The sequence below is a fragment of the Micromonospora sp. NPDC049645 genome (assembly GCF_040675155.1).
Classification (GTDB): domain Bacteria; phylum Actinomycetota; class Actinomycetes; order Mycobacteriales; family Micromonosporaceae; genus Micromonospora.
Map to the genome: position 1 here is coordinate 215,740 of NZ_JBFAOI010000010.1, position 13,360 is coordinate 229,099.

The 13,360-nt window shown below is 70.3% G+C and carries 8 protein-coding genes; 3 read left to right on the forward strand and 5 right to left on the reverse strand.

The window, feature by feature from the left end:
* Nucleotides 1-16: 16 nt before the first annotated feature.
* On the reverse strand, nucleotides 17-1,699 hold the full coding sequence (locus tag AB0J33_RS22745; protein WP_363616022.1) for a bifunctional 3-(3-hydroxy-phenyl)propionate/3-hydroxycinnamic acid hydroxylase: 1,683 nt from the start codon (nucleotides 1,697-1,699) through the stop codon (nucleotides 17-19).
* A gap of 123 nt (nucleotides 1,700-1,822) precedes the next feature.
* Nucleotides 1,823-4,906: a BTAD domain-containing putative transcriptional regulator gene (locus AB0J33_RS22750; protein ID WP_363616023.1), complete on the reverse strand. Its 3,084-nt coding sequence runs from the start codon at nucleotides 4,904-4,906 to the stop codon at nucleotides 1,823-1,825.
* Nucleotides 4,907-5,197: 291 nt separating this feature from the next.
* Between AB0J33_RS22750 and AB0J33_RS22755 the strand changes: the two genes are divergently transcribed.
* Both AB0J33_RS22755 and AB0J33_RS22760 read left to right on the forward strand, forming a co-directional pair.
* Nucleotides 5,198-5,770, forward strand: coding sequence for a sigma-70 family RNA polymerase sigma factor (locus AB0J33_RS22755; protein WP_363616024.1), 573 nt, complete (start codon nucleotides 5,198-5,200; stop codon nucleotides 5,768-5,770).
* Nucleotides 5,767-6,912, forward strand: a complete 1,146-nt coding sequence (locus AB0J33_RS22760; RefSeq protein ID WP_363616025.1) for a hypothetical protein — start codon at nucleotides 5,767-5,769, stop codon at nucleotides 6,910-6,912. The genes AB0J33_RS22755 and AB0J33_RS22760 overlap by 4 nt, the downstream gene beginning before the upstream one ends.
* A 218-nt stretch (nucleotides 6,913-7,130) precedes the next feature.
* Here the strand turns inward: AB0J33_RS22760 and AB0J33_RS22765 are convergent, their stop codons facing one another.
* The gene (locus AB0J33_RS22765) at nucleotides 7,131-7,868 is read right to left on the reverse strand and encodes a DUF899 domain-containing protein (protein WP_363616026.1); all 738 of its coding nucleotides are present in this window, start codon (nucleotides 7,866-7,868) and stop codon (nucleotides 7,131-7,133) included.
* Nucleotides 7,869-7,896: 28 nt separating this feature from the next.
* A complete protein-coding gene (locus tag AB0J33_RS22770) occupies nucleotides 7,897-8,262 on the reverse strand; it encodes a hypothetical protein (RefSeq protein ID WP_363616027.1) in 366 nt (121 codons plus the stop codon).
* A 720-nt stretch (nucleotides 8,263-8,982) separates the two neighbouring features.
* Between AB0J33_RS22770 and AB0J33_RS22775 the strand changes: the two genes are divergently transcribed.
* On the forward strand, nucleotides 8,983-11,703 hold the full coding sequence (locus AB0J33_RS22775) for a DEAD/DEAH box helicase (RefSeq protein WP_363616028.1): 2,721 nt from the start codon (nucleotides 8,983-8,985) through the stop codon (nucleotides 11,701-11,703).
* A gap of 284 nt (nucleotides 11,704-11,987) precedes the next feature.
* Here AB0J33_RS22775 and AB0J33_RS22780 read toward each other — a convergent pair.
* Nucleotides 11,988-13,360, reverse strand: a 1,373-nt coding sequence (locus tag AB0J33_RS22780; RefSeq protein ID WP_363616029.1) for a phosphopantetheine-binding protein, incomplete at its 5' end; no start/stop codon positions are given.

Genomic DNA, 13,360 nt, shown 5'->3' on the forward strand with positions numbered 1-13,360 from the left:
AGGTGGTCGCGCCCGGTCATGGGACCTGCCCGCTGGCCGGGCGCAGGGATCGACCCGGTCGGTCCGACGGCACGCCGAGGGCGGCCGACAGATCTTGCCCGACCCGGCCGATCCCGGCGGCCGCCGACAGCGCGAACACGAACCGGTCCGGCCGCAGCACCACCAGGTCGGCGCGGCGGTGCCGGAGCCAACCGCCGAGCACACCGTCGACGTCAACGACATCGACCCGGTCCGGTTGGCCGTCCCCGGACAGGTCCGGCAAGCCAGCCACCGGAGTGCCGGGCGGGTGGACCGCGACGAACCGCACCGGCAGCCCTCGCCACTGTGGTCCGAGCGAATTGCCCGCCGCGGCGAAGCCGAGCACGGCGAAGCCGTCGCCGAGCGCCTCGTCGAGCAGACGCGCACCGGACGATCCCGGGACGAGGATCCGCGGCTGGGGAAACATCGTCCCGACCACGCCGTCGCGCCGACCGCCGGCCATCAGGCCCCGCCGGTACGCCGGCACCGGCTTGAACTCGAACCGCTCCACGAACCGCCGTACCCGGGGGATCGTCTGGACCGCCCGGAGCACGGTGTCCCGCATCCAGGCGGTGGACCGGTTGCGGGCCAGGAAGACGCGCCCGAGCCGGACGCTCGTCTGCGCCATCTCCAGGGTGTGCGGACGCCGCTCGGTCTCGTACGTGTCCAGCACGGCGGCGTCGGCGGCGCCGGACAGCACCAGGGCCAGCTTCCACGACAGGTTCGCCGCGTCGCGTAAACCGCTGCACAGACCCTGACCCAGAAACGGCGGCATCTGGTGGGCCGCGTCGCCCAGCAGGAACACCCGTCCTTCTCGCCACCGTTGGGCGATGAGGTGGTGGAAGCTGTAGACCACCGCCCGGGTGACGGTGAACCGCGTCGGGTCGACGTACGGCGAGACGAGCGCCGCGATGGTCTCCGGCCGCTGCATCTCGGCCTCGGTCTCCCCCGGGCGCAGCATGAACTCCAGGCGGTAGCTGCCGGCCGCGCCGGGAGACACGAACGCCGGGCGTTGCCAGTCGCAGACGAACCGGGTGTCCCTGACCCGCACCGCGTCGGACGGCACGTCGCCGGAGACCGCCAGCCACGGCTCGGCGTAGCTCGCCCCGCCCAACGGGATCCGGACGGCGGATCGGGTGGCGCTGCGGGCGCCGTCGCAGCCGAGCACGTACCGGGCGCGAACTGCCCGCCGTTGACCGGTGACCACGTCGGACAGGAGCAAGGTCACCCCGTCCTGGTCCTGCTGGAGGCCGACCAGTTCGGTGCCGAGCGAGAGCTGGACGTGCGGGAAGCGGTCCAGCCCGGCCCGCAGCGTCCGTTCCAGCCGTGGCTGGTCGAAGAAGCGCAGCGGGGCGTGCCCGTACCCGAAATCCGTCTCGGACAACGCCATCCGGGCGAAGACCCGACCCGCGCGGTTGACGTACTCGACGAGCGGCGGGGCGATCGTCTCATCCCGTACCTCGTCGAGCAGGTCGGCCTGCTGGTAGATGCGTAGCGCCTCGTCGTCGCAGGAGAAGGCCCGCGGCTGGCCGTGCGGGGCCGGACTCCGCTCCACGACCAGTGTGGTGACGCCGCGAGCGGCGAGCAGGTTGGCGGTGAGCGCACCGACCGGCCCGCAGCCGATGACGGCCACGTCGACCTCCTGGACCGGGTGGTGAGCCGACGGCTGAACTGGACGCATGGCGGTGCCCTCTCGGAACACGTTCCTGTGGGGACGGCTCCGGCCGTCCTCCCCGACGCTGACCAGGGCACCAGCTCGGCGTAGGAAAGGTGTGGAGAGGACGTGGAGACCGGCTCTACCCGGTCAGAAAGCGCCGTCGGCGGCGAACCGGGGCAACAACAGCCCGGCGCCCTGTTCCGCGGCGATCCGGGCCCCAACCTCCCACTCCGTGCGGTCGCGGCGCGCGACGCCGCGGATGCGGTGCAGTTCAGCGGCGAACACCTGCTCGCCCACCCGGTCGGCCACGGCCAGCCCCTCCTCGGCCAGCGTCGCCGCAGTGTCCGGGCGCCCGGCGGCCAGGTACGCCTCGGCCATCGCGCAGAGCGTGATGGTCCGGGTGGACCGCAGCCCGGGACGGTAGATCGCGTCACCGGCGGCGCGCATCGCGTCGAGCCGGCCGTGCTCCCCGCCGCGCGCGGAAGCCCACTCGGCGACGAACGCGCCTGTCGCCATCAGGTGCGGCAGGCCGGTGGCCCGGCCGATGTCCAGGCACCGCCGCCCCGCGACGTCGGCCGCGGCGACGTCGTGTTCCTGCATCGCCAGCCAGGCGGCGTAGAGCGCCGCGTTCGCCCGGCCGTACGGGTCGTCCAGTTCCTCGGCAAGAGCCTCGGCATCGGCGATGTCGGCCCAGGCGCCGGAGGGGTTGCCGCGTACCGAGCGGACCAGGGCCCGGAAGTTGTGGCAGCCCAGGACCGGCCGCCGGCCGACCTCCCGGCGCAGCAGCCCTCGATCCACCGTTCGCAACCGGTCGATCGCGACGGTGAGCCGGCGCTCGCCGTCGGCCAGCCGGCCGGTGAAGTAGCCGACCGCGCCGAGCAGGTACTCGCCGGCCACGGCGATCAACCGGCTGCCGTCATCCTCGGCCCGCACCAGCCTCTCCGCGAGGTCGGCACAGACCGCGAAGTCGGCCCGGTTGGCGGCCAGCTCGCCCAGTGCCCAGAGCGCGTGCCGGATATCGGCGTCCGACCCCACCAGTGTCAACAGCTCCCGGGCTCGGGCGCAGATCTCGTCGACCGCGTCGCTGCCGACACCGACCGTCATCTGCAACAGCGATGCTCGGCGCAACTGGACGGCCAGTTCGGTCGCCGCCACGTCGGGTGAGCCCTGCGCGGTCGGGGCCAGCCGGTGCGCGGCGCGTTCGAGGTGACCGAGCGCGTCCTCGTAGGCGACCCGCCGGGTCGCGTCGTCGGCGGCGAGCAGCGACCACCGCAGGAGGTCCGCACCGTGGCCGAGCCCGATCGCCTGACCGTAGTGGTGGGCCAACTCGGCCGGTGCGACGTCTGCGGCCCGCTCGTAGACCACGGCCAGCCGGGCATGCAGTGCGGCCCGGCGCGGCGGGACCAGATCGGCGTAGGTGACCTCGGCGATGAGCGGATGGCGGAAGGTGACAGCTCCCGGTCCGGCCTCGGTCACCAGCGCGGCCGTGTAGGCCGGGGCGAGTCCCTCGGCCACCGCCGGGGCCGTGGTGTCCAGCACCGCCGCCATCACCTGAAGGTCCAGGTCGTGGCCGGCCACGCTGAGCAGGTCGAGGCAGCGTCGGGTGGGATCGGGCAACCCGCCGAGCCGCAACCGTACGGTGTCCCGAATGCTCGGCGGCAGCTCCGCGGCGGCCGCCGGGTCCGTTCGGGACCGGAGCAGCTCGGTGATGAAGAACGGATTCCCGCCAGTACGGGTGACGAGTCGAGCCACGACGGGCTCCGGCGGTACGACCCCGGTCCGATCCCGGACGAGGTCGGCGACCGAGGACGCGTCCAGACCGGCGAGGCGGAGCTGGCCGAACCCCCGACCGCGAGCCAGCTCGGCGACCGTCGCCACCAGGGCCGGGTCGTGGTCGTACGGCCGAAGGGTGGCCACCACCAGTGCCCGGGCCGTCGACAGATCGGCGGAGAGGAACCGCAGCAACAGCAGCGAGTCCGGGTCGGCGGCGTGCAAATCGTCCACCACGACCAGAAGACCGCGCCGCCGGGCCACCACGTGCACCACTTCCGACACCGCCTCGTACACCTGGAACCGCGCCGTCGGGTCGGACCCGCCACCGTCTGCCGGGCCCGGCAGCGACCCCGCGGCGAACCCGCCCAGCCGGCTCGCCGAGCCCGTGGCGCTGGCCTCCGGCATCGCCAGGAGCGCCCGTACCACCTGGCTCCACAGCCAGAACGGTGGCGCCTGCCCGACATCGGGACAGCGGCCCCAGACCACGGGGACGCCGTTCGCGGCGGCCTGCGCGCCGAGTGCCGCAGCCAGGCTGGTCTTGCCGATGCCGGCCTCCCCCACCAGCGCCAGCACCCGCCCGCCGTGCCGGGTGGCCGCGTCAAGCGATTCCCGTAGCCGCTCCAGCTCCGCGCCACGACCCACCAACGGGTCCGCGCCCGCGTCCGGCGCCACGCCGACCACAACCGGACCCCGCCCGGACGGTCTGGCCGCGCCCTCTGGACCGACCGGCGCCGGACCGCCGGACTCCGCCGGTGCGGCATGCTCCAAGATCAGCCGGTGCACCGCCCGGATCTGCTCCCCGGGGTCGAGCCCGTACTCGCTGGCCAGGATCCGGCGCCCCTCGTCGAAGGCCGCCAGCGCCTCGGTCTGCCGGCCAGACCGGTACAGCGCCAACATCAACTGTGCCCGAGCCCCCTCGCGCAGCGGGTTCGCTGACACGAACCGGCGCAGCTCCGCCAGGTGCGTCGCGTGCCGGCCCGCCACGACGGCGGCGGTCAAACGCCCCTCCTCGGCGCTCAACCGCAGCTCAGCCAGCCGGGTCACCTCCGGGCGCAGCGCGGCCAGCTCGGCGACGCCCGCCAGCGGCTCGCCCCGCCACAACGCCAACGCCTCGGCGTAGCACCCCTCGGCGGCCGCCGGCTCCCCGGCCGCGAGCGCATCCGCGGCCTGGTCCACGAGGCTGGCGAACCGGACCGCGTCGATGGCCTCGGCGTTCACCCGCAGCTCGTACCCTCTCGGACGGCTGCGCAGGATTCGTGCCGGCTCGCGATGGGACCGCTCGGGCTCCACGACCCGACGCAACCCGGCGACGTACGTGCGCAGCGTCGTGTGGGCGCTGACTGGCGGCCGCCCGTCCCACAGTGCCTCGACCAGCCAGTCGGCGGCGACGAACCGGTTGGGTCGTAGCAGGAACAGGGCCAGCAGCGCCTGCTGCTTCGGCCCTCCGACGGGCACCACCCGCCCGTCCCGGATGATATCCGGCGGACCTAGCACCCGGAACTGCATGCCATCTCCACAACGATGATTCCAACATGGCCGGTCCGAGTACGGCAGGGACCGGGCCGACAGCCGCGACCCACCGTCCAGACCTGATGGGATCGTGGCCGGGATGCCACGCCGGCGCAGTTCCGCCCGATCCCGTGGAGCAGGTGCGGCGACTACACCGCTCGCCCTCGGACTCGGCACCTGAACACTTCCCCGCCTGATCGGCAATGGCAGGTTGAAGCGCGGACTTTGCCGAGGAGGGCCATGGCTTCGGATGCGGATTTGATAGGCCGGTCGCTCGATGGCGATGTCGACGCCTTCGTGGAGGTGGTCGAGCGTCATGAGGCCGCCGTCGGTTCGTACCTCGTTCGTCGGGCGGGGCGGGATGCGGCCGAGGACCTCCTGGGCGAGGTTTGGGTTGCCGCGTTCGAGTCGCGGCGATCGTACGACCGGTCGTACAACGATGCACGGCCGTGGCTGTACGGGGTGGCATCGAATCGCTTGCGGCGCTACTGGCGGTCCCGGCCGGCGGAGGACCTGGTCGCGGACGTGCCGGACGTGGCTACTGGATGGGATCCGTGGTCGGCGGTGGACCTCGGCGTGGACGCCCGGGCGGTGCTCCGGTCGGCCCTGATGCGGCTCAAACCCGACGAGCGGGAGGTCCTGAGGCTCGTCGCCTGGGAGGACCTGACCGCAGCCGACGCCGCGCGGGCACTCGGCATACCGGCCGGCACCGCGCGGCGGCTGCTGAGCCAGGCCAGGACGGCACTGCGCGACGCGCCGGGGGTGTCCGCGCTTCTGAAGGACCGCAACAGCGCGAAGGAGAGACACCGATGACCGACGAGCTCGATCTGGTCGGTGCGTTGGGCAGCGCAGAACCACTACGCCCGGAGGCGTACCAGCGGGCGCGGGCGGTGCTGCGGGCGGCTATGGCCGACCCCGGAACCGTGCGGCTGCTGGGCGCGATATCAGCGGAGGACACGACTATGGAGGCGACTTCAACCATGGAGACGACGACAACCACGCGGGACCACGAATCCAGCCCGGCGACTCAGCGCCGCCGCCGGATCGGTATCGCGGGCCGATTGGGCATCGGCGCCGGGGTGGGGGTTGCCGCCGTGGCGGCGGTCGTCGCCGTGGTGCTCACCTCGTCGGCGACCGGGGGCACGGAGGCCGGCAAGGATTCGTCGCCCGCCACCTCGGGCTCGACCACCGTCGACGGGTCCGCCGAGCGCGCGCCGCTGATGACCCTGGCCGGGTCCATCAAGACGGTCACCCCGTCGGCGGGCGACGCGTGGCTGGTGAAGGCGACGCAGGTCCACGGCACCAAGACCATGCAGGTCGTCTACACGCTGTACACCGACGGTCACGCGATCTATACGGGCAACAGCGTGAAGGACATCAAGCGTGCGATCGCCCGTCACCAGGACCAGATGACGGACGGCGGCTACGCTCCGCTCCTCAGGGCAGCCGTCGCCGCGGCGGACAGCAGCCCGGCCGACGGCCGGACCCAGATGCTCAAGGCAGCCAAGGATCCGCTGGTGGGTCTCGACCCCGCGGCGCAGAAGGTGGTGTGGGACAAGCAGCAGGCGGCCGCCCAGGTGATCATCAAGCAGAAGGGCGGCGACGCCAAGCCGAAGCCGTACAGCCCTCAGGCCGTGCAGCGGCACTTCGACAACGCCCTGTGGGCGTACAGCACCCAAGCGCTGTCCGCTGGCGACGGCAACACGCAGGTCCGCGCCGGCGTGCTGCGTCTGCTGTCCACGATCTCCGCGGTCAGCGTCAGGGACTCGACCACCCACGGCAAGGCCACGCTGACGATCAGCGCCGGCCCCGAGGTGTTCGGCGGTGAGGGCAGTGAGGTGCTGACCATCGACGCCAAGACCGGCATGCTGGTCAAGGGCGTCTCCACCGTGCCGGGCCTCCCCCAGGCCGCCACGACGTACGAATCCTCCCGCGTGACGACGGCCGACCTGTAGGCCGGGAACTCCCACCCACCAGCATTGCGGCAGGGCGTAACGCGCCCGGCGTTCGGTAACGGTGCGGGCCGCCTGGGGGCGGCCCGCACCGTCGTCTTGTTGTTCACAAGGCCGAGGGCTGTGCAGCTGACAGAAGGCTGCTCGCCATCCGGCTGGTTTAGGTTTACATCCGAAGGAGCAGGGCTGTCACACGTGCGAACCGTTCGGGACTGAGCCGGTCAGTGACAGCTGGGCCCGTCCGCCGCTGACTCGTACGTGTCATGGTGCTTGAACAGCATGATTCCGGTTCCGACCTCCTGTCGGCCCAGCGGGGTGAAGTCGAGGTAGTTGTACGTGCCGAGCACGATGTCCGGCCCCCGCCCGTACGTGGAATAGGTGTGGAAGACCTTCGAGTCGTCCTGGAAGAAGACGCTCAGCCCGTGCTGCTCACCGCTCATGTGGTGGGTCAGGCCCTCGCGCTCCAGCGTCGCCTTGTCTTTGTAGTTGTACTCGATCGGAGCGATGGACTCGTCCACGGTGACCTTGAAGTCGTAGTTGAAGTCGGTTCCGAAGGAGGACACCCACGGGATCGTCCAGCCCATTCGCGCCTTGAACTTCTCGATCTTCTCCACCGGCGCCCGGGAGACGGCCGCGAACGACGTGTCGCGGGAATTCAGATGCCCGAGGTGCGCCACGTTGTCGACGAGAAACGAACAGCTCGTGCAGCCCTCGTCCCAGCTCGGGTCGAACATGAAGTGGTACGTGATGAGCTGCCGGCGCCCTTCGAACAGGTCGAGCAGGCTCTTCTCACCCGACGCGCACCGAAACCGATAGTCCTTCTCGACCGGTGTCATCGGCAGGGCCCGCCGAGCTGCCGAAACTTCATCCCGTGCGTCGGTAAGCTCCTTCTCCTTGGCGAGCAACTCCATTCGCGCGCGCAGCCAGTCCTCACGGGACACGATCTGCGGACCACTCATCCGGTCTTCTCCTCCCCTGCGGGGTTACTCAAAAGGTGGCGGCTGATCGGCTGCGCAGATAGAAGGCGCCATGCCGGTCGAGCACCGCACCGCTGGACCAGCTGACGGACTGACAGTGGAGTACGACCGCAGTGATCTCGCCCGGATCGACGACCCGGCCGAACGGGCGCTGTGCCCGGATCGCGTCACCGCTCGGCGCATCGAGGTACTCCTTGGCCTTCGGCGTCGTCGTGAACCTGGGCGCCACGGCGGAGACCGCGATCCCGTACGACGCAAGCGCGATCACCAGCGACTGGCCGAGGCGTTCAGGTTCGCCTTCCTGGCCCAGTACGCCGACACCCCGGGCTCGCCACGGCACGCGGGCCGCGACAAGGCATCGTTTTATGCTGATCAATGCTCACTGGGGAGAAGATAATACGGGCCCGTACCCCCATCTTCTTCTGTATTGCTCGATCTGACCATCGCCGAACGGGAGCCGCGCGGACGCGGGGCCGCTGTTCTCGCAGATCAGCCAGGAATGCCGTCAGCTGCTGGACGACAGCCGCCGACTGTTCGGCGATGAAGGAGTGGCCGGTGTTGGCGATCCGTGCTTTGCTGCCCGTTGTGGACGTGTGGCTGCTCGTCCGACGAGCATCCCTCGCGTCCCCGTCGATGGCCTGCTCGTCGACCAGCAGCCACCTGAAGAACTGCTCCAGCAGGCCCTGGCGCCGTACCGGGCGCGAGGACCTCGACTACGACTTCGACGAGCTGGACGAACTCCAGCATGCGTACGCCATAACCGTGCACCGCTCGCAGGGATCCCTCACACATCGGCGGCCAGCCGGTATGGCTCGTCGCGGATCGTGTAGCCGGTCTCCTCGTTGACGTAGGCGACCTGCTTGAGCAAGCCTCGACGACCGTTGGGCGCTGCCAGGTGCGGGGGTGGCCGTCATCGGAGGAGATGTTCCCAGGGCACCGGCCATGGCGAGAGTGGCGGCCGAGCACCCGCCGGCCGGCCGCCCGCGGGCCCATCGGTAAGGTGTTCGACGGTCCGGAGTCGACGGCGGTGAGGGCGTGGCGAACAACGTTGGACGGGACGAGTCGGGCCGGTCCTCGCGACCGAGGGTTGCTGTGGATGAAGATCACCGACCCGGATCTGCCCCTGCCGCCCATCACGGACCACACCGACGTCCGCGTCCTACTCCCCGCTGATCCGCAGTTCACCGTCCTGGCGGACAAGCTCGCCGCCGAGGGCGCCGAGGTGCGGAGAGTCCCGCACCTCGTCGAGGACGAGACCATCCGCCGCTTCCCGGACGATCCGTCTGAGCGGTCGCTCCAGTCGGTCACCTACCCGTGTGCGCTGCTGCGTGGCCCCACCCGACGGCCGAGCCGGGCGAGCGGCGCCGCCGCGGTAGCCGCGCGGGACGCCTTCGCGCTGATGTGGCAGGCATACGACGACGCACCCTCACCGGATGCCGGCCAAGTCGCCACCAACGGCCTGCTGCCGCCCACCCTGTCCCCTTTCTTCCGGTACCCGACATTCAACCCGGCCCAGGCACAGGTGCTTCCCGCCATCTTCGACGGCGACGAGAACCTGCTCGTTGTCGCACCCACGGGAGCGGGCAAAACGGTGATGGGCATGGCCGCCGCGCTCAAGAGCGTGCTCCTGCGGCGCCGGAAGGCGGTCTGGCTGGTACCCCAACGCTCGCTCACCGATGAGCTCAACCACGACCTGGAGGCATGGAAGGCGAAGGGGGTGCGGGTCGAGCGCCTCTCCGGCGAGTACGCCGTCGACGCGGACCGGATGCGGGAGGCCGATCTGTGGCTGGCGACCACTGAGAAGTTCGAGGCCGTCTCGCGCAGCTCGGCCCTGCGGGAGGCGCTGGCGGAGGTCGACTGCTTGATCGTCGACGAAATCCATCTGCTCGGCGATCCCGGTCGTGGTCCCACGCTGGAGGCAATGCTGGCCCGAATGCGGGACGCCCAGCCGCCGATCCGAGTGGTCGGGTTGTCGGCCACGGTCGGCAACGCGGAGGAGATCGCGGTCTGGCTGCGGGCCCGGCTGCTGCACCTGACGTGGCGGTCCAGCCGGCTGACCTGGCAGTTGCCCGCGGTCGCGGCGCACGCCGACTGGAACGTGACGGAAGCCACCCGAAGCCGGCTGGCGACCGCGATCAGCCGCCTCGTGACCGCCGACGGCGGCAGCGTACTGGTGTTCTGTGGCAGCAAACGCAACGTACGCCGGACCGCGCTGCTGCTCGCGGCCAGCCGGGGCGTGGACACCACCGGGGTCAGGCCGGACGATGCCGCGCAGGTGCAGATGGTGTGCGGCCAGGCCGGCGTGGGCCTGCACTACAAGGATTGGCCGTACCGGCGGGACGCCGAGGCGGCCTTCCGCGCCCGGCAGATCGACGTCCTCGTCGCCACGCCGACCGTGGCCGCCGGGGTCAACCTGCCCGCGCGCGCTGTCGTCGTCCGCGACACCCAGGTCGGGCTGGACGGCTTGGACGTGGCCACCGTCCAGCAGATGTTCGGCCGCGCCGGACGGGTCGGCGCGGGTGAGGACCAAGGTTGGGCGTTCCTCATCGTCGACGACGGCGAACGGCCGGCCTGGCAGGCACGGCTGACCGAGGGATACGTGGTGCGGTCACAGATCCAGTCCAGCCTGCCCGACCATGTCCTCGGTGAGGTCGTACGGGAGGAGGTGACCTCGCGGACAGCGGCTGACCGCTGGTGGGTCCGGACGCTGGCCCACCAACAGGGCCGCCGCAGCCTCGATCCGCTGCGCCAGGCCATCCAGTTCCTCGCCGACGCGGGCATGGTCGCCGACACACCGGCAGACGCCGGGAGTGACCTCAAGGAAACGCGCCTGGCCCCGACCGACCTCGGCCAGCTCACCGCACGGCTCATGGTCCCGGCCACGGTATGCGACCACCTGCGCCGGACGTTGAACGACCTACCGGTACCTGCCAGCGCCGCCGAGGCCGAGCGCGCGCTCATCCGTACTGTCGCGACGCTGGTACCCAAACTCGCGCAGGTCGCCGCGCCCGAGGAGGCCAGGAACGCGGTCGCCGGCATCATCAACTCCGGGGTCGTGCCGACCGGCCCGCCGGCGGAGCCCGCAGCGGCAGCGACCAACCTGCCCGAGCCTCAGCGCGGCGACCTGGCCCAGGCTGCCCTGCTCGCGGTAGCGAACGCGCCGGAGCTGTTCGGCGAGAGCGTCACCACTATCGCGGGCATGCCGTACGCCGCGATCTATCCCATCCTCGAGGATGCTCCCCGGTACCTGCACTGGCTCGCGAGCCAGGGCCTGCTCGGCACGGTCCACCCGTGGGTCGCGGTGGTCGCCGGAGACCTGGGCCGTCGGGTCAGGTGGCGGCGCTGCCGGCCGCCACGCGGAGCGGGCAGGCTTCTGTGGATCTGCGAGCTGATGGCCACGCCCTTGCATCTGGCCGACGCGGTGCCTGAGCTTTGGCACGCGGCCGTCGGCAACGGCCACACCGCGCCGGACTGGCCGCCCGGCAGGCCGCCTCGCGCCTGCCGGTTGCCGGAGAGCGCCTACCGGCAGCTGCTGTACGAGCGGGCCACTAGATGCACGATCGCCGTCTCCGGCCGGGACGTCGTCGCGACCGGTCCTTCCGGCGCGGTGGTGACGGTCTGGGCCGGCCGCACCCACCGCACGGAGCCGATCCGCCGGGGCACGGCGGGCACTACCTTCCCGCCCGGGGACGGAGACCTGGGCGTCGTCGTGTTCACCTGGCGGGGCGACCATCGCGCGACGGGGTGGCTCGGGGAGTACCGGCAAATAGGAGTGGGTTCCGTCGATCAGGTCCACCTGGTGTCACGTGGACGATGATCTTTGGCCGCCGGCGGCTTTGGTGAAATTTCAAGCTTTTGACAGTTAAGGGTCTAGCGCGACGTTCCTCGTTCGAAGCATGCCTGGATCCCTTCCCGGCAAAGGTTCCTACCATTCTCGAGCACACACGGACGCCAACCAGCCCAACACACCGATTGCTATCGATCTACCTTCTCAGGTCGAAGTAGCTGGCCAGGCTCCTGTTGGATCACCACGTCATGTCCAGTAGGTGCGCAAGCACCTCCAACGGCGGAGGCCGACAAATCGTGGCAAGGACCCCGAGGTCAGTCACCTGCTGGATCGGACCCCGGCGAGAGGTGCTCACCGACATCATCTCTGCGACCTGCGGATTCTCCACCCTTCGGGCCTCGGTAGTCTACGAACGCTGGGCGCTCCTCGGGCGAGCGGGAGAGCCAGTCATTGACCGCCAACGCGCTCACCGAGGCGTATTGGTCGGTTATTTGTAGATGATCTCCTGGCACATCCGCCAACGTGACTGCGTTGGCGTAGCTCCAGGTGAACATCCAGTCGTCATTGTCTGCCGGTCCGCTGATCCGTTCGGATGCACGGACCTGAAGCGTCGGTATCTCGATTTGCTCCGCAGGCCACCACTGGAAGGAGAGGTAATGGACCATCGCGAAGACCCAACTGTCATCGCCTTCATCGCCAGTCCGCCTGAGTCCCTCAAAAATCTGCTTCTGCCACAGCGGCCCGTCCTCCGATACGGTTTGAAGGTCCTTCTGCGAGGGTGCGTCGAGCAGAATGACGCCGGCCGGAGCCATGCCCATCCGCGCCAGCTCGGCAGCAACCCGGTGGGCGATCAGCCCACCACTGGAGGTGCCGCCCAGTGCGAATTCTTCGCCGTTCGCGTTGTCTCGGATAATTGTCTCGACGTACGCGAGAGTCATCGCCTCGATGTTCTCCGGCAGCTTCTCACCAGCATGGAAGCCGGGCGAGTGCAACACCGACACGTCACGGGTGCCTTGGAAGGCCAACGCCAGCCGCGCATATGGGAATTTGGCCGGGGCTACGTATGGGTTGAAGAGGTACAACTTGGGCTTGCCGTCGCCGGTGGCGATCCGTGTGGGAGGCCGGACCGCCTCGTCGGCCGTGTCCACACCGAACGTCTGGCGGAGCTTCGCCAATCGCCCGAGCACGTCGAAGAACTCGTCGTGTCTGCCGTCGATCTCGGCCTGCATGTACATCTCCGCGAGGTTCGACACTCGAACGGCTTCCGAGCCGGCCGATTCTGCTCCGGTGCTGCGGTCACTGCCGGCAATCACGGAGGTGGGCAGCTTGTTTACCAGATGATCGGCCAAGGCTCCGATGTTGGGATGGTCAAAGACCAGCGTGGCCGGCAATGACAGCCCGAACGTGGTGGCCAGACGGTTACGTAGTTCCACTGCGGTCAACGAGTCGAAGCCCAGTTCGCGGAACGCGCTGTCCTGGTCGATCGTCGTTGGGTCGGCGTGGCCGAGTACGACGGCGACCTGCGCGCGTACCAGTTCCAGGACTGTTCGCTGGCGTTCCTCGACTCCCATAGCGGCCAGCCTGGTGGTCAGGTCCGCCGGCGTGTCGGTTGTGGTCGCCGCCCGGCGGGCAGTGCCGCCGGCCAGCGTTTGCCACAGCGGTGGCACACCACTGGCGCCGGCACGGC

Excerpts from the sequence above, each read along its gene's own strand:
- AB0J33_RS22745 (WP_363616022.1), bottom strand. The coding sequence starts at position 1,699 with ATGCGTCCAGTTCAGCCGTCGGCTCACCACCCGGTCCAGGAGGTCGAC.
- AB0J33_RS22755 (WP_363616024.1), top strand. The coding sequence starts at position 5,198 with ATGGCTTCGGATGCGGATTTGATAGGCCGGTCGCTCGATGGCGATGTC.
- AB0J33_RS22760 (WP_363616025.1), top strand. The coding sequence starts at position 5,767 with ATGACCGACGAGCTCGATCTGGTCGGTGCGTTGGGCAGCGCAGAACCA.
- AB0J33_RS22765 (WP_363616026.1), bottom strand. The coding sequence starts at position 7,868 with ATGAGTGGTCCGCAGATCGTGTCCCGTGAGGACTGGCTGCGCGCGCGA.
- AB0J33_RS22775 (WP_363616028.1), top strand. The coding sequence starts at position 8,983 with ATGAAGATCACCGACCCGGATCTGCCCCTGCCGCCCATCACGGACCAC.